General features: G+C 70.8%; 16 protein-coding genes, 1 tRNA gene and 1 pseudogene. 11 read left to right on the forward strand and 7 right to left on the reverse strand.

The window, feature by feature from the left end; all coding sequences use genetic code 11:
• Positions 1–24 precede the first annotated feature (24 nt).
• Entirely contained in the window at positions 25–1,095 is a 1,071-nt protein-coding gene (locus AB0I83_RS01925) for a sugar phosphate isomerase/epimerase (protein ID WP_363303225.1), read from the forward strand.
• A 76-nt stretch (positions 1,096–1,171) separates the two neighbouring features.
• Here AB0I83_RS01925 and AB0I83_RS01930 read toward each other — a convergent pair.
• Positions 1,172–2,528, reverse strand: a pseudogene (locus AB0I83_RS01930) (DUF2254 domain-containing protein).
• Between the two features lie 191 nt (positions 2,529–2,719).
• On the opposite strand from AB0I83_RS01930, the gene AB0I83_RS01935 reads away from it, so the two are divergent.
• The 7 genes from AB0I83_RS01935 to AB0I83_RS01965 all read left to right on the forward strand — a co-directional run bounded on the left by AB0I83_RS01935 (position 2,720) and on the right by AB0I83_RS01965 (position 9,352).
• Positions 2,720–2,807 (forward strand) — tRNA-Leu (locus AB0I83_RS01935).
• 210 nt (positions 2,808–3,017) lie between these two features.
• Positions 3,018–4,034, forward strand: coding sequence for a LacI family DNA-binding transcriptional regulator (locus AB0I83_RS01940; protein ID WP_363303226.1), 1,017 nt, complete (start codon positions 3,018–3,020; stop codon positions 4,032–4,034).
• Entirely contained in the window at positions 4,031–5,575 is a 1,545-nt protein-coding gene (locus AB0I83_RS01945; protein WP_363303227.1) for a sugar ABC transporter ATP-binding protein, read from the forward strand. The genes AB0I83_RS01940 and AB0I83_RS01945 overlap by 4 nt, the downstream gene beginning before the upstream one ends.
• The gene (locus AB0I83_RS01950; protein WP_356530473.1) at positions 5,565–7,529 is read left to right on the forward strand and encodes a substrate-binding domain-containing protein; all 1,965 of its coding nucleotides are present in this window, start codon (positions 5,565–5,567) and stop codon (positions 7,527–7,529) included. Before AB0I83_RS01945 ends, AB0I83_RS01950 begins: the two co-directional genes overlap by 11 nt.
• Before the next feature lie 20 nt (positions 7,530–7,549).
• Positions 7,550–8,509, forward strand: coding sequence for a ribokinase (locus AB0I83_RS01955; protein WP_363303228.1), 960 nt, complete (start codon positions 7,550–7,552; stop codon positions 8,507–8,509).
• The gene (rbsD, locus tag AB0I83_RS01960) at positions 8,506–8,895 is read left to right on the forward strand and encodes a D-ribose pyranase (protein ID WP_356530469.1); all 390 of its coding nucleotides are present in this window, start codon (positions 8,506–8,508) and stop codon (positions 8,893–8,895) included. The genes AB0I83_RS01955 and rbsD overlap by 4 nt, the downstream gene beginning before the upstream one ends.
• Positions 8,896–9,025: 130 nt before the next feature.
• Complete coding sequence (locus AB0I83_RS01965; protein ID WP_363303229.1) at positions 9,026–9,352, forward strand: UBP-type zinc finger domain-containing protein; 327 nt, start codon at positions 9,026–9,028, stop codon at positions 9,350–9,352.
• Positions 9,353–9,454: 102 nt separating this feature from the next.
• On the opposite strand, the gene AB0I83_RS01970 is transcribed toward AB0I83_RS01965, so the two are convergent.
• Together AB0I83_RS01970 and AB0I83_RS01975 are read right to left on the reverse strand one after the other, a co-directional pair.
• A complete protein-coding gene (locus AB0I83_RS01970) occupies positions 9,455–10,990 on the reverse strand; it encodes an ABC transporter substrate-binding protein (RefSeq protein ID WP_363303230.1) in 1,536 nt (511 codons plus the stop codon).
• On the reverse strand, positions 10,987–13,011 hold the full coding sequence (locus tag AB0I83_RS01975; protein ID WP_363303231.1) for an ATP-binding protein: 2,025 nt from the start codon (positions 13,009–13,011) through the stop codon (positions 10,987–10,989). The genes AB0I83_RS01970 and AB0I83_RS01975 overlap by 4 nt, the downstream gene beginning before the upstream one ends.
• Before the next feature lie 382 nt (positions 13,012–13,393).
• Between AB0I83_RS01975 and AB0I83_RS01980 the strand changes: the two genes are divergently transcribed.
• Positions 13,394–13,828, forward strand: a complete 435-nt coding sequence (locus AB0I83_RS01980) for a VOC family protein (protein ID WP_363303232.1) — start codon at positions 13,394–13,396, stop codon at positions 13,826–13,828.
• 38 nt (positions 13,829–13,866) lie between these two features.
• Here the strand turns inward: AB0I83_RS01980 and AB0I83_RS01985 are convergent, their stop codons facing one another.
• Together AB0I83_RS01985 and AB0I83_RS01990 are read right to left on the reverse strand one after the other, a co-directional pair.
• Positions 13,867–14,676 (reverse strand): N-formylglutamate amidohydrolase, encoded by an 810-nt coding sequence (locus AB0I83_RS01985; protein WP_363303233.1) that lies wholly within the window; start codon positions 14,674–14,676, stop codon positions 13,867–13,869.
• 136 nt (positions 14,677–14,812) lie between these two features.
• Complete coding sequence (locus AB0I83_RS01990) at positions 14,813–15,691, reverse strand: septum formation family protein (RefSeq protein ID WP_363303234.1); 879 nt, start codon at positions 15,689–15,691, stop codon at positions 14,813–14,815.
• A 445-nt stretch (positions 15,692–16,136) separates the two neighbouring features.
• Here AB0I83_RS01990 and AB0I83_RS01995 point away from each other — a divergent pair, with 445 nt between their 5' ends.
• Complete coding sequence (locus tag AB0I83_RS01995; RefSeq protein ID WP_356839826.1) at positions 16,137–17,156, forward strand: alpha/beta hydrolase; 1,020 nt, start codon at positions 16,137–16,139, stop codon at positions 17,154–17,156.
• Between the two features lie 129 nt (positions 17,157–17,285).
• Here the strand turns inward: AB0I83_RS01995 and AB0I83_RS02000 are convergent, their stop codons facing one another.
• Positions 17,286–17,948, reverse strand: coding sequence for a ScbR family autoregulator-binding transcription factor (locus tag AB0I83_RS02000; RefSeq protein ID WP_356530454.1), 663 nt, complete (start codon positions 17,946–17,948; stop codon positions 17,286–17,288).
• A 562-nt stretch (positions 17,949–18,510) separates the two neighbouring features.
• Here AB0I83_RS02000 and AB0I83_RS02005 point away from each other — a divergent pair.
• A complete protein-coding gene (locus AB0I83_RS02005) occupies positions 18,511–19,191 on the forward strand; it encodes an HAD family phosphatase (protein WP_363303235.1) in 681 nt (226 codons plus the stop codon).
• 292 nt (positions 19,192–19,483) lie between these two features.
• Here AB0I83_RS02005 and AB0I83_RS02010 read toward each other — a convergent pair whose 3' ends face one another.
• Positions 19,484–19,948: an SRPBCC family protein gene (locus AB0I83_RS02010; RefSeq protein WP_356530450.1), complete on the reverse strand. Its 465-nt coding sequence runs from the start codon at positions 19,946–19,948 to the stop codon at positions 19,484–19,486.
• Between the last annotated feature and the right edge of the window lie 46 nt (positions 19,949–19,994).

Consider the following 19,994-nt stretch of genomic DNA (forward strand, 5'->3'; position numbering starts at 1 on the left):
ACATCCACAAGGAGATACGTGATCATGAGCCGCACTCCGAAGGACCCCGAGCTCGCGAGCAGACTCAGCCGCCGCAACGTCCTCGGCGTCGCCGCCGGAACCGCCGCAGCGACACTCCTCAGCGGTGCCGCCGCCCAGGCCGTGAGCCCGAACGGCGGTCACGGAAACGGCCACGGAAACGGACACGGCCACGGCAAGGGCCGCGCCGTCCTGCCCCCCGGCCGCCTCGGCATCCAGCTCTACAGCCTCCGCGACAAGGTCTCCACCCTCGGCTTCGCGCCCGTCTTCTCCGAGCTCGAGAAGTACGGTTACGACGAGATCGAGTTCGCCGGCTACACCCAGGGCTCGGCCGGCGCCATCACCCTCGCCCAGCTCAGGAAGCTGGCCAGGGACCACGGGCTGAACCCCATCGGCAGCCACGTCGGCTACTACGACGACAACAACCCCGGCGCCTACACCTTCGCCCAGAACCTCACCAAGGTCCTCGACGAGGCCGAGGCCCTCGGCCTCAAGCACATTGGCACCGCATCCGGTCCCTTCCGCTACGGCTCCACCGTGGACGGCTGGAAGCGCGCCGCCGAGGAGTTCAACACCTACGGCGCCGCCGCCCGCAAGCGCGGCATGAAGTTCTACCAGCACAACCACGCGGAGGAGTTCTCCTTCGCCACCGACAAGCCGGACGTCCGGCTCTACGACGTCCTGCTCGCCGAGACCGACCCCGACCTGGTCTACCTCGAGATGGACATCTACTGGGCCTTCTGCGCCCAGTTCCGCTTCGGCAAGCGGGTGGACGGCACACCGGCGCCCTTCAACCCCATCGACTACGTACTCCGGCAGCCCGACCGCTACCCGCTCTTCCACGTCAAGGACGGCACGCGCAACGACAGTGCCCGCGACGGCTACGACATGACCGACGTGGGCGACGGCGACATCGACTACAAGAACTTCCTGAGCCGGGTCACCGCACGCACCCACCGTGGCCGTACCTACCACCACTGGCAGACCGAGCACGACAACCCGGTCGATTCGCTCGCCTTCGCCCGCAAGTCCAGCGAGCACCTGCACTCGCTCCGCGAGAGCCGCTGCGGGGACTGAGCCACGCGCAGCGGTACGGGCGCCCGATCCGGGTCCCGTACCGCTGTCGTGCGTACGAAGCCGGCCACCTGTGCCGTCAGCCGATGCCCTGGCGGTCGGGACGCAGTGCGAACGCCCGGTCGGCGGCCTCGGGCACCGTCCGCCCCACCGCCTCCACCAGGAGCGCACGGTGCCTTCGGAGCGGCTCCCTCCGCTCCTCGCACGCCAGCAGCAGCAGATCGTCGAGCGCGGCCAGCAGCCGCCGGGTGACCTGCGGGCTCCCGGCCGCGCTCCAGCGGATCTCCTCGAACGCGAGATCCACCAGATCGGTCCAGCCCGGCACCTCCTGGACGAGCCGTACGTCGCCCCGCCGGTCCCGGTGGTGCAGCGCGCCCAAGGGCAGGTGTACGGCCATCGAGAGGAACTGCACGATCCGGTCCAGGCACTGCACCGCCGTGGTCGGATCGTGCACCGAGGGCGACAGGGCGCGCAGCGCGATGTCCGACAACTGCCGCAGGCCGAAGGCCGGGTCCTGGTACAGGGTCCGCTCGACCCCGACGGACAGGGTGCGCCTCAGGGAGCGCCGACGGGGCCGTCCCGCCGTGCACGGTCAGCACGGGCGTGCCCGGCACCACGAAGTCCCCGGTGCGGGGCAGCAGCCGCAGTACGGTCCCGTGCCGACCCGCGGCCCGCACCAGCCGGGCCACGCCCACCTCCCGCAGTACGCCCGCCGCCTCCCGGTGCACGAGCCGCGCGGTGGCGGGCTCCAGCGGCAGCGTCTCGACGGGCCCCCCGGAGTGGCTCGCCAGCGCACGCAGCGACTCGCGGGCGATGTGGTCCAGGACGGGACCGACCCGCATCAGCCGCAGCATGGAGGAGACGTAGGCGACGAACAGCAGCAGGCTGAGGCCGACCAGCCCCAGGGTCAGCAGGCTCTGCAGGAGCGGCACCGACGTCACCCGCCGGGGATCCGGGTCCGGCCCGCCCTCGTACGAGGTCAGGACCAGCAGCGAGAACGCGAACGTCGCCAGGAACACCGTCAGTGTGAGCTTGCTGATCCTGCTGCGTACGAAGATCCGCACCACGCGCGGAGTGAGCTGCCCGCTCGCCATCTGCACCGCCACCAGCGAGATGCTGAAGACGACACCGATGAAGGTCATCATCGCCGCACTGACGGTGGTCACGATCGTCCGCGCGTCCACGGCGAAGGTGAGGAGGTCCCCGATCTCGTCGTACGCCTGCTCATCCTTCAGATGCGTGACGATGCCGGTGTCCAGCTCGGCGAGGCCCCACCAGAGGGCGAAGGCGGCGAGCAGCCCGGCGGCCGGCGCGAACCAGAAGGTGTCGCGCAGCCGCTCGCGCAGCGAGGCCAGCGCGTGGGGCTGCCGAAGGACGTGCCTGCCGCCGGCGCTCGGGCCGCTCCTGCCACCGCTCGGGCCGCTCGTCGCAGTCATGCCCGCGAAGGTAGCCCGACGCGACTGCGCGTACATGGCACGCCACGGAAAGTGCGCTCGGCCGAGCCCCGTCGGTCCGGGTGCTCGCGCACCCGCACTGACCACCTAAAACGCAGGTGAGAGGCGCCCCGAACCCCTGGTATTGTTTTCTCTGTCGCCACGGGGAACTCACCGTGAACGGCAGACACCTTGTCCGGGTGGCGGAATGGCAGACGCGCTAGCTTGAGGTGCTAGTGCCCTTTATCGGGCGTGGGGGTTCAAGTCCCCCCTCGGACACCAGTGAGGACCCCAGTCGACCTGGGGTCCTTTTTCGTGTCCGGGTGACGTGCCGTCCCGTCACCCCGCCTCCTGCGTCACGATCCGGTCTCGTCCTACCTCCAGGTACTTGTTTTCAGCCATGTAATCGATTCCAATCATCCATGTAATCGATTCCACGGCTCGTTCCGCTGGTTTCGAGGCTCACGGAAACCACAAGGAGGTGGTCCGGAAATGGCGAGCATCAAGGATGTCGCGGCCCAGGCGGGAGTCTCTGTCGCCACGGTCTCCCGAGTCCTCAACAGCCATCCATCCGTCAGCCCGGACGCACGCGGACGCGTCCTCGCCGCCGTCGACGCCCTCGGCTACCGGCCCAACGCCGTGGCCCGCTCGCTGCGCACCGACCAGACGCGCACGCTCGGCCTCGTCATCAGCGACGTGCTCAATCCGTACTTCACCGCGCTGGCCCGCTCCGTCGAGGAGGAGGCCCGCGCGCTCGGCTACAGCGTGATCATCGGCAACGCCGACGAGCGGCCGGAGCAGCAGGACCACCACGTCCGTACGCTCCTGGACCGCAGGATCGACGGGCTCCTGGTCTCCCCGGCGGACGGTGACTCGCCTCTGCTGCGGGACGTCGCGCGCACCGGCACCCCGATGGTCTTCGTCGACCGCTGGATGCCGGGGGTGGACGTCCCCGTCGTGCGGGCGGACGGTCACCGGGCCATCCAGGACCTGGTCGCCCACCTGTACGCACTCGGTCACCGAAGGCTCGCCATCATCGCCGGCCCGGCGGCCACCACCACGGGGGACGAACGCGTCGAGGCCTTCCGCGAAGCGATGAGCGCCCACGGACTCGCCCTGCCCGACACCTACATCGGGCAGGGCGACTTCCAGGCCGACAGCGGCCGGCGGGCCACCGAGCACTTCCTGTCGCTCCACGAGCCGCCCGAGATCGTCTTCGCCGCCGACAACCTCATGGCACTCGGCGCCCTGGACGCCATCCGCGCACACGGCCTGCGTGTCCCCGAGGACATCGGGATCGCGGCCTTCGACGACATCCCCTGGTTCGTCCACACCGGCCCGCCGATCACCGCGATCGCCCAGCCCACGGGCGAACTCGGCCGCGCCGCCGTACGCGCCCTGGTCGACATCGTCGAGGGCCGCCCCCCGCAGTCCGTCACCCTGCCCGCCCGCCTCGTCGTACGCAGCTCCTGCGGCGAGCGCACCTCGAGCCCCGGGAGCAACGAGTGAGTGAATCGGTCGAGTTGCTGCGCATCGAAGGCGTACGCAAGACCTTCCCCGGCGTAGTCGCCCTGGACGGTGTCGACTTCGACCTCCGCAGCGGTGAAGTGCACGTCCTGCTCGGTGAGAACGGTGCGGGCAAGAGCACCCTCATCAAGATGCTCTCCGGCGCCTACCGCCCGGACAGCGGCCGGGTGTTCGCCGCCGGCCAGGAGGTGCGGATCCACGGCGCGCAGGACGCGGAGAAGCTCGGGATCGCCACGATCTACCAGGAGTTCAACCTGGTGCCCGATCTGACGGTCGCCGAGAACATCTTCCTGGGCCGTCAGCCGCGCCGCTTCGGCATGATCGACCGCCGGCGGATGGAGGCCGACGCCGAGGTGCTTCTGCGCCGCGTCGGACTGCACGTCTCCCCTCGGGTCAGAATCCGTGAACTGGGCATCGCCCGGCTCCAGATGGTCGAGATCGCCAAGGCGCTCAGTCTGGACGCCCGCGTCCTGATCATGGACGAGCCCACCGCCGTCCTGACCTCCGAGGAGGTCGACAGGCTCTTCGGGATCGTCCGGCAGCTGCGTGCGGACGGTGTCGGCGTCGTCTTCATCACCCACCACCTGGACGAGATCGCAGCCCTCGGTGACCGCGTCACCGTCCTGCGCGACGGCCGGAGTGTCGACCAGGTCCCCGCGTCCACACCGGAGGCGGAACTCGTCCGGCTGATGGTCGGCCGAAGCATCGAGCAGCAGTACCCACGCGAACGCCCGGAAACCGGGGAGCCGTTGCTCTCCGTGCGCGGGCTCACCCGTGACGGCGTGTTCCACGACGTCACCTTCGAGGTACGGGCCGGTGAGGTCGTCGGGCTCGCCGGGCTCGTCGGGGCGGGCCGCACCGAGGTCGCCCGCGCCGTGTTCGGCGCCGATCCCTACGACGCCGGCTCCGTCGACGTACGCGGTGAGCGGCTCGCCAAGCACGACGTGACGGCAGCCATGGGGGCCGGGATCGGTCTCGTACCCGAGGACCGCAAGGGCCAGGGCCTGGTGCTGGACGCCTCCGTGCAGGAGAACCTCGGCCTGGTCACCCTGCGCTCGGCGAGCCGTTCCGGATTCGTCGACATCAAGGGACAGCGCACCGCCGCTGCCCGCATCGCCGAGCAGCTCGGCGTACGGATGGCGGGCCTCGGACAGCACGTCCGCACACTGTCCGGCGGCAACCAGCAGAAGGTCGTCATCGGCAAGTGGCTCCTGGCCGACACCCGGGTGCTGATCCTCGACGAGCCGACGCGGGGGATCGACGTCGGGGCCAAGGTCGAGATCTACCAGCTGATCAACGAGCTGACGGCCTCCGGGCACGCCGTCCTGATGATCTCCAGCGACCTGCCCGAGGTCCTCGGCATGAGCGACCGCGTGCTCGTCATGGCCCAGGGCCGTGTCGCCGGGGAACTCCCCGCGCACGAGGCCACCCAGGACGCCGTGATGGCACTCGCCGTCAGCGCCGCCCCCATAACACCCACCGAGCACGCAGAGCACGCAGAGGAGAGCCCCCGTGGCCACTGACACGCATCCGAGCAAGACGGGCGCGGGCGGCGCCGGACACACCCTCCGCCGCCTCCTGCTCGACAACGGCGCCCTCAGCGCGCTGGTCGTCCTCCTGGTGGCGATGTCGCTGCTCTCCGGCGACTTCCTCACCACCCAGAACCTGCTGAACGTCGGGGTCCAGGCGGCGGTCACCGCGATCCTCGCCTTCGGCGTCACCTTCGTCATCGTGTCCGCCGGCATCGACCTCTCCGTCGGCTCGGTCGCCGCGCTCTCCGCGACCGTCCTCGCCTGGTCCGCGACGTCGGCGGGCGTCCCCGTCTGGCTGGCCGTCATCCTCGCCGTCGCCACCGGCATCGCCTGCGGCTTCGTCAGCGGGGCACTCGTCGCCTACGGCAGACTGCCCTCGTTCATCGCGACACTGGCCATGCTCTCGATCGCCCGCGGTCTGTCCCTGGTCATCTCCCAGGGCAGCCCCATCGCCTTCCCCGAGTCCGTCTCCGTCCTCGGTGACACGCTGGGCGGCTGGCTGCCCGTGCCGGTCCTCGTGATGATCGCGATGGGCCTGGTCACGGCGCTCGTCCTGGGCCGGACCTACATCGGCCGCTCCATGTACGCCATCGGCGGCAACGAGGAGGCGGCCCGGCTCTCCGGGCTGCGGGTCAAGAAGCAGAAGCTGGCCATCTACGCGCTGTCCGGCCTCTTCGCCGCCGTCGCGGGCATCGTCCTCGCCTCCCGCCTGGTCTCGGCGCAGCCGCAGGCCGCTCAGGGTTACGAACTCGACGCGATCGCCGCAGTCGTCATCGGCGGTGCCAGCCTCGCGGGCGGCGTCGGCAAGGCCTCCGGCACCCTGATCGGCGCGCTGATCCTCGCCGTCCTGCGCAACGGCCTCAACCTCCTTTCCGTGTCCGCCTTCTGGCAGCAGGTCGTCATCGGTGTCGTCATCGCCCTGGCGGTGCTGCTCGACACCCTGCGCCGCAAGGCAGGATCCGGCGCGGCGTCGGCGGCCGGTTCGTCCGCCGCACCCGGGTCGTCGGGGCCGGGGCGCGGGAAGCCGCTGCGGCTCGGTATCGCGGTGGTCTGTGTGGCGGCTGTGATCGCCGCGGTGACGTTCTTCAACTCCGGGTCCTCCGGCAGCACCACGAAGGTGGGCATGTCGCTCTCCACCCTGAACAACCCCTTCTTCGTGCAGATGAAGGAGGGCGCGCAGGAGGAGGCCGACTCGGCCGGGGTGGATCTGACCGTCACCGACGCCCAGAACGACGCCTCGCAGCAGGCCAACCAGCTGGAGAACTTCACCGGTTCCGGCGTGGACTCCGTCATCGTCAACCCGGTGGACTCCGACGCGGTGGGACCGGTCGTCCGCAGCGCCGACAAGGCCGGCATCCCGGTGGTCGCCGCCGACCGAGGCGTCAACAAGGCGCGGACCGCGACGCTCGTCGCCTCCGACAACGTGGCCGGCGGCAAGCTCGCCGCGAAGACGCTGGCCGACCGGCTCGGCGGCAAGGGCAGCATCGCCGTCCTCCAGGGCACGGCGGGCACCTCCGCCAGCCGTGAGCGCGGCGCGGGATTCGCCCAGGGCATCAAGGCGTACCCCGGCATCAGGATCGTGGCCACCCAGCCGGCCGACTTCGACCGCACCAAGGGCCTGGACGTCATGACGAACGTGCTCCAGTCCCATCCGGGGATCACCGGAGTCTTCGCGGAGAACGACGAGATGGCACTCGGCGCGGCCAAGGCGCTGGGCAGCAAGGCCGGCAGGTCCGTCTCGGTCGTCGGCTTCGACGGGACGCCGGACGGGCTCAAGGCGGTCGGAGCGGGCACGCTGTACGCGTCCGTGGCCCAGCAGCCCAAGGAGCTCGGGAAGATCGCCGTACGGAACGCGATCCGGGCCGCCGACGGCAAGAAGGTCGACAGCATGGTCAAGGTGCCGGTCAAGGTCGTCACCCGGCAGAACGTCGCCGACTTCTCCTGAGCACGGAAGGCACGATCCAGATGTACGAGCACGACCACGCGGCGGCCACGGCGACCACCACCCCCGCCGCCCCCGGACGGCGGTACGACCTCCTGGTCGTCGGCTCGGCCAACGCCGATCTGGTCATCGGCGTCGACCGCCGGCCGGGCCCCGGGGAGACGGTGCTCGGCTCCGACCTCGTCGTCCACCCCGGCGGCAAGGGCGCCAACCAGGCGGTCGCCGCCGCCCGCCTCGGAGCCCGTACGGCTCTGCTGGCCCGGGTCGGCGACGACGCCCACGGGCGGCTGCTGCGCGCGTCGCAGCGGGAGGCCGGTGTCGACACCGGCGGACTCCTCGTCGGAGGGGCGCCCACCGGCGTCGCCCTGATCACCGTCGACCCCTCGGGAGACAACAGCATCGTCGTCTCCCCGGGTGCCAACGCCCGGCTGACGCCCGAGGACATCAGGGCGTCGGCTTCCCTGTTCGAGGCGGCGAGCGTCGTCTCCGTACAGCTGGAGATCCCGCTCGACACCGTCGCCGAGACGGCGCGCGCCCTCGGCCCGGACACGAGGCTGGTGCTCAACCCGTCCCCGCCCGCGCCGCTTCCCGACGAGGTGCTGGCGGCCTGCGACCCGCTGGTCGTCAACGAGCACGAGGCGCGGTTCATCCTCGGGGACGGGGCCGGCGTCACCCCGGAGTCCTGGGCGCGCGACCTCACCGCGCTCGGGCCACGTTCGGTCGTGATCACCCTGGGCGCGGGAGGGGCGCTGGTCTCCGACACCCGCACCGGCGAGGCCGTACGCGTACCGAGCCCCGAGGTCCGCGCCGTGGACACCACGGGTGCGGGCGACGCGTTCACGGCCGCACTGGCCTGGCGCCTGGGCCTGGGCGAGGAACTCACCGAGGCCGCCGCCTTCGCCGTACGGGTCGGCGCGGCGGCCGTCACCAGGGAGGGCGCGCAGGCGTCCTTCCCGACCGCGGAAGAGGTCCCGGCACCGTGAAGAAGTCAGGCATCCTCAACCGCCATCTCGCCGGAGCACTGGCCGAACTCGGCCACGGCGACGGCGTACTGGTCTGCGACGTCGGGATGCCCGTCCCGGCCGGCCCCCGGGTCGTCGACCTGGCCTTCCGCGCGGGTGTCCCGCCGTTCGCCGAGGTACTGGACGGCCTGCTGGCCGAACTGGTCGTCGAGGGGGCCACCGCCGCCGAGGAGACGGCGGACGCCAACCCGGAGGTTGCCCGTCTCCTGGCCGCCCGGCTCCCGGTGCTCGCACACGTGCCGCACGAGCGGCTGAAGGCGCTCACCGCGTCCGCCCGCCTGGTGGTGCGGACGGGGGAGGCCCGCCCCTACGCGAACGTGCTGCTGCGGTGCGGGGTCTTCTTCTGACGGCGGACCCGGCAGGGGCTCCGCGACGTGTCGTCCGCCACCGTGGACAACCTGGCCACTACGCTCCACGGGGCATCGTGCCCCACCGTCGGCGGCCTCGGCCGGCGGACAGATCTCAGGAGGCGAGCCGATGGGCGGTTGGAAGGCAGCTCCCGACGCCGGCCTGCCGGGCGGCGGGCGCTGCACCCACGGGGACGCGGACGCGCACCTGCCGCCTCGGGAGGGCGTCGCGGCCTGCGACGACTGTCCCGAGGGCGCCCGGTGGGTGAACCTGCTGCGCTGCCTCACGTGCGGGCACACCGGATGCTGCGACAGCTCGCCGGGGAAGCACGCCTACGCCCACGCCGAGACCGGTGGTCATCCGCTGGCTCGCTCGCTGCGCTCCGGTGACACGTGGGCCTGGTGCTACGAGGACCAGCTGTTCGTCGTTCCCGACGACGGCGGGCGCGACGACTGAAGCGGACGACCGCGCGACAGCTGAAGGGTCCGACGAGTCCGGGCGCGACGCCTGAGCGGTGACCGGCCAGTCCGGGCTCCCGGCCCTGCGACGGGTCGGCCCCTACGGCCGCAGCACCTCCCGGAACGTGTACACCCCGGACGGCTCCATCCGCACCAGCGCCATGGGCTTGTGGTCCGGATTGCCGTCCGGGGCGAACGCGATGGGGCCGCTGAGCCCCGACACCGCGGCGCGTCCGCTGAGCTGGAGCAGCATCTGGAGCGTCGCGCCCGTGTTGACCTGCCCCTTGCCGTCCGGGCCCGCCGCGTTGCGCACCGCGACTCCGAGCGTCCAGAGCGCGTCGTGCCCCATGATGACCTGGCCGTCCTGCAACACCTGCATCGTGTCGTCGGGGGCGCCGCCGAACTCCGTCCGGTACAGGGCCAGGAAGTCGGGCAGCGGGTTGTTCGCCGCGGCGTAGAGCCGGCCGGCCAGGGCGGGGTGGGCGAGCGATGAGTACAGGACCGTGACCCTGCTGTCGGTCCACTCCGTACGGAACTTCTCGCGCCGCGCCTCGCTCTCCAGCGAGCCGTAGTAGGCACCGACCGCGTCGTCCCCGGTGATCAGGGTGACCGGGCACCGGCGGTCAGGCGCGGACATGGAGTAGATGAAGTTGCGGATGTCGACACCCCGGCCCGCGAAGAACACCGCGTCGGGCCGCAGGTCGCACACCTTGTCGGCGACGGACGAGAAGGCGTTGGAGACACCGTCCACCCCGGAGAGGAACTCCAGCGGTACGCCTTCCAGTTCCAGGCCGCGCCGGGCGGCGGCCGTCGCGAACGCGGTGGACATCGAGGTGTTGTAGATGTCGTCCTCGTTGCGGTCGCGGATGACGGCGACCTTGAAACCGGGGTCCTTCTTCTGCTGCGCCCGAAGGTAGTTGACCGCGCCACCGGCCTGGTCGCGGTTGGGCGCCGACGTCCTGAAGAAGCCGGGGCGGGCCACGTCGGACAGGCTGTCGGCGGTGACCGTCGCTCCCATCATGGGGATGCCCGCGTCACGCAGGGCGTCGACCGCGTTCTGCGTGCCGCCCCGGCTCGCGCCGAAGCCCGCGACGGCGACCAGGTGGTTCTCGTCCTTCGTCAGCGCCACGAGATCGTCGGTGAGGGAGCGCCACTGCTCCGAGCGCAGCCCGAGATTGCCGACCAGCAGGCGGATCTGCGGCAGTTCGCCGCGCCCCGCGCCGAGGTCCGGGTCGTTGAGCTCACGCTGGGCGAGATAGGCACCCATCAGTTCGCCGCGCAGCCCGTACTTGGCCTCCTCCTCGCCCTTGACCGTGGTCAGTGGCTCGATGTACGCCACGGAGACGTAACTCTTGCCCGACTTCTCGACGCGCTCGTTCTCCGCTGCGATCTTGCCCATGACCTCCTTCAGCGACGGGTCGAAGGCGAAGGACCCGTCACTGACGCCGATGCACTCCTCGCGGGCGCCCTTCTTCTGGATGCCGGGCGCGCACTCCACCTTGTTGTGCTGCCAGGCCTGGTAGGCCTCCACACCGCCCCACACCGCCGCGGTCAGGACGACCGCACCCGCCACGATCCACGGTGCCTTCCGCCGCGGCGGACGCGGAGGGACGAACGTGTCGTCGTCGAGGGTCACCACCACGGCTTCCTTTCGTAGCGCTGGGCCATCCGCAGCAGCACATGGCGGTCGTGCTCGTCACCGATCGGCCGACGGAGCGTCAGGAACTCCTCGGCGATGTCCGGATACAGCTCCGCGTACGGATCGCCCAGCGGATCCCCGTACGGCTGGGCAGCCCCGTCCGGGCGGGGGTGGGGGGTGATCCAGCCGGCCGCCAGCAGGCGGGTGATGGCACGCCGGGGTGCGTCACCCCCGGCGACACCGACGAGACGCTCGTACCGGTCGCGGGCCGCCTCCGGCAGTGCCCCGGCCCACCGGCACGGCGCACGCTGGAGCCAGGCCAGATCGGCGCACCACTCGTCGGCGCCCACCTCGTCGAAGCGTTCCCGCAGATAGCCGACGGCGGAGCCGAGGTCGTCCAGCGCCAGGTCGTGGTAAGCGACGGCGCGCAGGTCGCCCCTGGCCACCGCCGCCGCACGCAGCGCCCCGTGCGCGCCCGCCCACGAGCCGGGTCCGCCGTTCTCCGGCGCGCCGTCGAGGCGCCGCAGGAGCAGGAAGCGGGTGAGCCGGTGCAGGGAGGGCAGGCCCTCGTCCGGCTCCGGCACGGTCCGCAGGTCGTCCGCGCAGTAGCCGACGAACTCCCGCAGCACGGGCTCCTGCCCCTCCCAGAGGGATTCGCAGGTCTCCGCCCGGCCCAGGGTCACCCCGGCGGCGGCGCGCGGCATCAGCCGGCCGAGCTGCGCGGAGCAGTCACGCAGCAGCAGCTCCAGCAGCCGAGGCCCCGCGGACAGTGCGGGAACCGGCTGGACGCTGCCGTCCAGCGGCGCGAGGCACTGGTGGACACGCGCGTCCCACGGCATGTCGGCGGGCATGCGCCGCAGGTTGTCGAGCACCTCGGCGGTTCCCGCGGGATGCCCCCGGGTGACCTCGTACACGATCCAGCCGAGCCATTGCACGGCGTTGTCCGTGTGCGGCAGGACGGAGCCCGCGGGCAGCGTGTCCAGCGTCGCGGCGGCCTGCGCCTCGACCTCACGCCGGCTGAGGTCGCGCAACTGGCCCGCCACCACCAGCGGCCCCGCCGAAAGCGGCCGGAAGAGCGAGTGCTGCGGCCAGCTCTCGCGGTAGTCCGGACGGTGGCCGCTGCCGGTCTCCGCGCGGACGAGCGTCTCCGGACGCCTGCGCGCGGTCGTCACGACGAGCAGCGGGTCCGGGCGGCCGGAGCGCTCGCGCGATTCGAGCAGGAGCGTCAGGAAGGACTCGCCGACGGGGGAGTCCGCGTTGTCCAGCAGCGCGAGACAGTGCGTGGTGCGCCTGCGGTCGGCCCGGCCGGAGGCGTAGGCACCGCGCAGATCGGCCAGGAACGAGTCCAGCAGCACCCGTTCGGCTTCCGCCCGCTGCGCGGGATAGCCGTGGTAGAGCCGGTTGACGCCGACGAGGAAGTCGGCCGTCGCACCCCGCCCCGGCCCCGCCGACGACGTCTCCGCGAACCTCCTGCGCAGGCGCAGCCCGAGCCGCAGGCGTATCCCGCCCTGGACGAGGGGCATGACCACGGAACTCCAGCCGGGCAGCCCCAGCCCCGCGAGCTGGGCCACGCCGTCGACGATGCCCTGCAGTTCCTCGTACGAATGCTCCCGGGCCCGCCCCGCCCGCAGCGCCTCCGCCATGTCGCGGACGGCACGCTCCCGGCTGCGGGCGTCGACCGCGGTGCCCACGGCGGCGAGCAGCGACCCCAGTGCGGGGAAGCCCAGTTGCGGAATGCCGTCGTGGTGGGCGCTCAGCTGGAACGCCATCTCGATGAGTACGTCGATGGGTGTGCCGCCGCGCTCGCCGACCGGCTCCAGGTCGATGCTCGCCAGCGGTACACGCTGCGCCCACTGGCGCAGGTGCCCGGTGAGTGCGGTCTTGCCGCTTCCTCTGGTGCCCAGCAGCATGAGGGCCGGAATCGGACGGAGTGGCCCCTGCTGCCTGCTGAGGGTCTCGGCCACGCGCCGGCGCACGGCGACGTCACGCTCTGATCTGCCCGCTCTGCCGTCGGCCATCCAGCTCCCCCCGCCGACCGAACTACGTCCCGTCGAGAAAACTCGAACTCACGTACCACACAAGGATATTCGCAGTCGGGTCCGAATGGGTCCGCTTTCCGGAGGCGCTCCTTGTGAGCCTCCCGTGCGCCCCTCGCGCGCCCCTGCGGGGCAAGGTCCCGCACGCGCCGGACGCCCGCCACAGGACGGGCCTTCACCGCACCCGCTACGATCAGGCCTGTGACTGCCGGGTCGGCCATGGGCCATGTACGAGAGAAGCGCCCGGCCCCCGCGTGAGCGCGCGGCGGGCCCGCGCCCCGCCGTTCCGTCGTGACTCCCCTGCCCGGCGCCCGTGTGCGGCGCCCCGTCCCAGCGGAACCCACGACACGGAGACATGACCCGTATGACCCACACACAGCAGCATGACCCGTACGCCCCCGAACAGGGCTCAACGGTGGTCCAGTTGAACCACACCGCCGTATACGCCAGGGACCGCGGCCTGTCCGCCGAGTTCATCGCCGCGGTGCTCGGCCTGGAGGTCGGCGCCCCGTTCGGGCCGTTCCTGCCCGTCGACCTCGGCAACGGTGTGACCCTCGACTACTGCGAGTTGAGAGACGAGCCGGTGCAGGCACAGCACTACGCGTTCCTCGTCCCCGACGCCCAGTTCGCCGATATGCTCGCGCGGCTGGAGGCGCTCGACGTGACCTACTACGCCGACCCCAGGCACACCGAACCCGGCCGGACCAACCGTCTCTTCGGCGGCCGGGGCGCCTACTTCGAGGACCCCGACGGCCACAACATGGAGATCATGACCCGGCCCTACGCCCGGCCCCGCTGAACCTGTTCCGCGCACCGCCGGGGACCACGGGACAGCCCTCAGCCCGCCGCCCGTACACCGAGTCCGTCCACCAGCGCCGCCAGCGCCGCGGCCAGTGCGCCGAGTCCGGGCCCCGCGGGGCCGCCCGGTTCGGTCATGTACAGGTCGCGGCGGATCTCGATCATCAGCGCACCGACCCGGCGGTCCGTCCCGTAGTGCTTCAGCGGCACGTACGTACCGGGGAACGGGCTGTCGCGCCCGGTACCGCCGAATCCGGCGAACGCCGCCTCCGCCCGGGCCAGGAGCCAGGGCGGGGTGTGGAACGGGTCGGTGCCGAGACAGACCGGAGGGCGCGGTCCCGTGCCGTGCAGTTCGTAGGGGAGCGCGGTGGTCGGGTAGGAGTGGACGTCGATGACGAACGCGCGCCCCGTCGCGGCCAGCCGTTCGTCCACCGCGGCGGTCATCGCCCTCGCGTACGGGTGGAAATAGCGGTCGAGCAGCGGCTCCGGACGCGTCCCGGGCGGACGGAGCCGCTCCTGGTGGGTGGTGTGCGTGTAGACCGCGCCCATGCCGACGGCGAGCATCTCCTCGCGGTCGTCCGGGAACCGCTCGGGGTCGACGACCAGCCGCGACAGACCGTTGACGAAGCGCCACGGGCTCACCGCGCAGGACTCGGAGGCGCGGGCGGCCAGTTCGGCGGTGTGGGAGTCGGTGATGTGGTCGAGCTCGGTCTCCAGAGCCTCGTCACCGAGTGAGATGCCGTCGCGCACGTGCTCCGGCAGGGCTCTTGACGAGTGCGGGACATGCAGCAGCGCAGGTGATTCGGCCGCGCCGCACATCAGTTGGAACGGCTCGGGTTCGCGACTCAAGGGGCCGGTCCTTCGGTGTGCGGCGGGACTGGTGGCTGGAGGAGAGGCTACGCGGTCGGGGTGCGTCGGCGCGTTCGCCCAGCACCCCTCCCCGCGTCCGCCGCCCCGGGGGCGTCCGCCCGTACGTGCCCAGCTGTCAGCCCGCCCAGGTCTCCGCGTCGTCGGCCGGCACGGTGGTGGCGAGCTTCAGCTCCTTGCGCGCGGCGACCGTCCGGTTCGGGTCGATGCCGGTGAACGCCAGGTCGTAGGCGATGTAGAAGGCGTCCATGTCGCCTGCTGCCGCAGCGTCCTTCCAGGCGCCGGCCGTCTCCTGCAGCCGCGCACGGAGCTTGACGGTCTGGGGCTTCTGGATGCCCTTCAGCGTCTTGAGATGGGCGTCGAGCGCGGAGGCGACGGCCTCGGCCTGCTTCTTGTAACCGGCCAGGTCGTCCTCGATCTGATCGGCCTCGGGCTGGTTCGCCCAGAGCGCATCGTAGACGGCGTTCGCACCCTTCAGGTACGAGACCTGGTCTTCGTTCAGGGTGTCGTCCTTCAGTGATCCGTCGAAGGTGCCCATGTCCCTGGCGTAGGTGCAGCTCACTTCCCGGTCGCCCGTCGCCCAGCTCCGGCTGGTCGGGTAGTAGTAGAAGAGCCCGACGCCGTCGGGCACGGCCCACGGGTCGGAGACGAACTTCTGCGACTCGATCGGGCACCGCTTCTCGGCGATCTTCGTCGCTCCGGTGTCACCGGGGTACTCCGACTTACCGTCGATCGAGAACTCGCCGACGACCTGGCCCTTGTGCGGTTCCTCGCACGGGACGATCTCGACGCCGAACTCCTCGCTCGCGGTCGCCTCCCTGTTCGGGTTGTAGCAGTCTCCCGTGTCGAGAGAGAAGACGGACCGCTGGCGCAGCGCGGTCTTGGCGCCGCTCTTCGCGCTGTCGATGGCGTCGGCGCAGCCCACCGCCCCGACTGCGAGGAGGGCGACGACAATCGATATGTGGCGCAGGGGCCGGGACGTGACACCGAGAAGCATGACGTGAGCATCCTCAAACGGAAGGGATGTGAACAGGTGTGCGCATCGTATGGCACAACTGTGACGGCTCTGTGTGTAGGCGGCTCGGATCGAAAGGAGCCATCAAGACCATCCGAAGGAGTGGTGGTGCGGCATTTCTGCCGCCTTGGTGCTTGCAAGTGCGTTTGGGTCTGCATGGAATCCAATCGAATGGTTCGTCCATCCCCTGCCCGCTCCGTCCACCACCTGGAGAACAAGTGTGTCGTGCGCTCGGTCGACAACTCCCCGCGTCGTGCGGCCCGTCGGCGGCCGGTGTTGAAGCGCGCGTGGCACGAATGCCGGGACAGCGGACGGCCACCCCGAGATCCCACCCGGATGCCGGCTGAAACGTCCCGGTAATCCGCCCGGTGCGGGAACTTCCTACGCTCACTCGGGAATCGTCGTAACAGCAGACGGAGGCGGTGCCGTGGCCGGCGCACCAGCACGCGGACGACAGGCCGAACACGGCGTGGGGCTCTCCCACCGCGTCATCCACGGCTACCGCCGTGCGTACCGGATCGCGGGCGAGGGGCCCGCCATCCTGCTCATCCACGGCATCGGCGACTCCTCCGCGACCTGGGTCGACGTGATCCCCGAACTGGCCCGGCGGCACACCGTGATCGCCCCGGACCTCCTCGGGCACGGCGCCTCGGACAAGCCCCGTGCCGACTACTCGGTGGCCGCCTACGCCAACGGCATCCGGGACCTGATGGGTGTCCTGGGCATCGAACACGCCACCCTGGTCGGCCACTCGCTCGGCGGCGGTGTCGCCATGCAGTTCGCCTACCAGTTCCCCGAGCGCACCGACCGCCTGATCCTGGTCAGCGCCGGCGGAGTCGGGCGGGAGGTGAACCCCGCCCTGCGGGCCGTGTCCCTGCCCGGTGCCGACCTGCTGCTGTCGACGCTGCGCCTGCCCGGCATGCGACGCCAGGTCGGGCTCTTCACCCGGCTGATCAAGCTGTTCGACACCGACCTCGGCCAGGACGCGGACGAACTGATCGACCTCGTGGACGCCCTTCCCGACGGGACGTCCCGCAGCGCCTTCATCAGCACCCTGCGTGCGGTGGTCGACTGGCGGGGTCAGGCCGTCACGATGCTCGACCGGTGCTATCTCACCCAGGGCATGCCGACACTGCTGCTGTGGGGAGCGCGGGACAGCGTCGTCCCGGTCCACCACGCCTACGGCGCCCACGCCGCGATGCCCGGGAGCCGTCTGGAGATCTTCGAAGGCGCGGGCCACTTCCCCTTCCACTCCGACCCCGTCCGCTTCCGCGCCCTGGTCGAGGACTTCATGAGCACCACAGCCCCCGCGGACTGGAGCCCGGAACGCTGGCGCGAGCTCCTCCGCGCCGGGCGCCCGGGAAGTACGGACGGCGCACCGGATCCCGCGTTCGACCATGCGGTGGACCGCGATCTCCGGGAGGCGAGCGAGCGGAGCGCCACGTGAGCGCGCGAGTCCCGGTGCCACGAGACAGGTATCGGCCGCGCGGCCACGGTGAGGTGTACTTGTTCGAAGTGGCAGGGAAGGGGACCGGGTGATGCCCGTGACGCCCGCCCGGGGCGGACCGTGCCGGGCTCAGCCCACAGGGGACGGGACCCGGCCCTCCCGCGTCGCGGGAATCCTGATCCGCGCCCGGGCGACGAGGGTGCTCGGATCCGGTTCCGCCTGAAGCGAGTTGAGTACGAGCAGCCACCATCGTTCCAGCCGCTCGGTCCAGCTCTGCCCGCCCGGCACCTCGTCGGTCAGTGAGCACACTCCGAAGAAGGCACACACCAGTGTCACGGCCGTCCCCGACGGCTCGATCCCCTCTGCGAGCTCACCCCTGCCCCGGGCCTCCGCGAGGAGCCGCGTCACCGCCGGTGCCCAGGTGTCGAACGGCGTGGGGACGCCGGCGTCGATGCTGCGCCGTTCCGCCCAGAGCCGTGCACCCGCGCGCGCCACGGTGTCCTCGCTGAGGGCTCGGGCGACGTCGAAGCTGAGTGCCACCAGTTTCTCCAGCGGAGGGATCCCGGGAGCCGAATAGGGGACGGCGAGTTGTGGCCAGGTGGCGAACTGTTCCCGGACGACTGCGAGCGCCAGTTTCTCCTTGCTGGAGTAGTGGAAATAGATTGCTCCACTGGTTCTCCCCGAGTGCTGGCTTATGTCGTTGACGCTTGTGCCGACATAGCCTCGTTCGAGGAAGAGGAATGCGGCGGATTCCAGTAGGACCCTGCGGGTCGCGCGCGCTCTCTCCTGCACTTACGTTCTCCTTCGGATCAAATGTTCTACTGCTGCGCGCAGCTCGTTGGCACTTTCTGTCGACGGCGTAGTCGCAGCGCGCGAAGATTTTATTATTCTTCGACCGCGCTCCTGGTTCGGTGGCATCGCGCAATCTGTCTCTTCTGTGAGCAGAAACGTTCCTGATGGACAAGTGGCGCCCTGGGTGGTTCGTAACCCGATCGGCTTGAAGGCGCAGGTGGGGGGCGTTCCGAAATTCGGATGCCGGTGGTCCCGATGTCGATCGGGGATCTGTGGCCCAGGCCTGGGAGGTCGCTGCGGCGATCCCTCTTCTTGCACTCGAATTGGTGATTGCGGAATCCTGAGCGGCTAAATTAACGTAACGGTCACGATGTTTTCGGGATGGACCGGAAACAACGGAAGGCGTCCGGCGCGGCGCCTGCACGGCAGGACGATCCGCTGATTTGCGCGGCCGAAAGGCCCGGGACGTCAGCCATTGCTTCCGGCGGACCGCGCCGCTCCCTTCCACACCCTCCGCACCCGCGTATCGAACGGGTGGCGCAATCACTGAAACGGCAGATAAATGACAGCTCATCGCATTCTGTCCTGGTCCCCGTCAGCCATCGTGTTCGACTGCGACGGCACGATCATGGACACGGAGCGACATTGGCAGGAGGCCCGCAACACCGCCTTCCGTACGTTCGGCCTCACGCCGCCGGCGGGGTTCGCCGAACGCGCGAAGGGCGTCCACTACGCCGAGTGCGGTGCCCTCATGGCCGAGGAGACCGGGAAGCCCGACCTCGTCGACGACCTGACCGACGCACTCCTCAGGAACTTCACGGCACTCGTGGACGAGGACCCGGTAACCATGCCGGGTGCGGCGACGCTGGTCCGGCTGGCGGCCCGGCACCGCCCCCTCGCCGTCGCGAGCAACTGCCCGCGCGAGATGGTGGAGTCCTGCCTCGACCGCGCCGGCCTGCTCGGATGCTTCGGCCATGTGGTGGTCGCCGGTGCGAATGTTCGGCCGAAGCCCGAGCCCGACGTCTACCGGAGAGCCGCCGTGCTGTGCGGTGTCCAGCCGGAGGAGGCGCTCGCGGTCGAGGACTCGCTCACGGGCATGGAGTCGGCCCGACGCGCGGGACTCCGAGTCCTGGGAATCGGGCCGAGCCCCAACGGTCCTGGTGCGGAGCAGGCCGATATGTGGGTGGAGAGCCTCGCTGATCCGAACCTGATGAGCTGGGCGCGCGATCGCATCGGTTTGTAGGACGCCGCAGCGGCTTGCAGGACAGGGACGGCCCGTGCTCCTCATCCGCGGTGACGACGCACGCCATGGACGACTGCTCCCCGCGCCCGGCCTGGTGCTCGGGAGTGCCCCCACGGGACACGCACAGCGCGGATGCGCGCACCGGGCGCTGTGGGCCCCGGAGCAGTCGTCACCGGGCGCGCCCGCCCGCGGCCGGTGACGGCTCGGCCACCACCACGCAGGCGAGCCCGGAGGCCTGGGAGGGGCTCCCTCTCCCTCGCGCCTGCCGGCGGTGGCCGTCGGTCCTCGCGTGTCAGGCCGGCGGACCGCCGGGCGCGGAGGGGCCCAACGCCCGTTCGAGGGCGGCCGGCAGGTGCTTGGCGACCTCGTCCCCCAGCCGCTCGAACTCCTTCCTCAACACCGGCGTCGCGAGTCGGGCGAGTCCGTGGAACTCGAGGCGGGCGCGGTAGGTGATCCGGGTGCCACCGGTCTGCGGCTCGAAGCTCATGTCATCGGTGGACGTGACCGTCTTGTTGCGCCCGACGAAGGTGAGGTGGTCGCCACCCATCCGGGTCAGCTCGTAGCGAAGCTCGGTACGCCGCCCCCGGAACGTCGAGACGTTCTGCCACTCCGAGCCCACTGCCACCGGGCCGGGTGCGGTCGCTCGGCAGCTGACTGTGCCGGGGTCCCACTGTTCGGTGTGCGAGAAGTCCGCCAGGTACGCCACGATCCTGTCGAGCGGATGGCCCGAGTACAAGACGCGTTCAACCTCGATCACAACGACTCCTTCGACCACACCGACTCTTCCGCGCCCTCTTGGGCAC

It is taken from the genome of Streptomyces sp. NPDC049970, from assembly GCF_040660235.1.
Taxonomy (GTDB): Bacteria; Actinomycetota; Actinomycetes; order Streptomycetales; family Streptomycetaceae; genus Streptomyces.

What these genes read in the sequence shown, in the direction of transcription:
- AB0I83_RS01925 (WP_363303225.1), top strand. Translation starts at nt 25, where the DNA reads ATGAGCCGCACTCCGAAGGACCCCGAGCTCGCGAGCAGACTCAGCCGC.
- AB0I83_RS01940 (WP_363303226.1), top strand. Translation starts at nt 3,018, where the DNA reads ATGGCGAGCATCAAGGATGTCGCGGCCCAGGCGGGAGTCTCTGTCGCC.
- AB0I83_RS01955 (WP_363303228.1), top strand. Translation starts at nt 7,550, where the DNA reads ATGTACGAGCACGACCACGCGGCGGCCACGGCGACCACCACCCCCGCC.
- AB0I83_RS01965 (WP_363303229.1), top strand. Translation starts at nt 9,026, where the DNA reads ATGGGCGGTTGGAAGGCAGCTCCCGACGCCGGCCTGCCGGGCGGCGGG.
- AB0I83_RS01975 (WP_363303231.1), bottom strand. Translation starts at nt 13,011, where the DNA reads ATGGCCGACGGCAGAGCGGGCAGATCAGAGCGTGACGTCGCCGTGCGC.
- AB0I83_RS01980 (WP_363303232.1), top strand. Translation starts at nt 13,394, where the DNA reads ATGACCCACACACAGCAGCATGACCCGTACGCCCCCGAACAGGGCTCA.
- AB0I83_RS01990 (WP_363303234.1), bottom strand. Translation starts at nt 15,691, where the DNA reads ATGCTTCTCGGTGTCACGTCCCGGCCCCTGCGCCACATATCGATTGTC.
- AB0I83_RS02005 (WP_363303235.1), top strand. Translation starts at nt 18,511, where the DNA reads ATGACAGCTCATCGCATTCTGTCCTGGTCCCCGTCAGCCATCGTGTTC.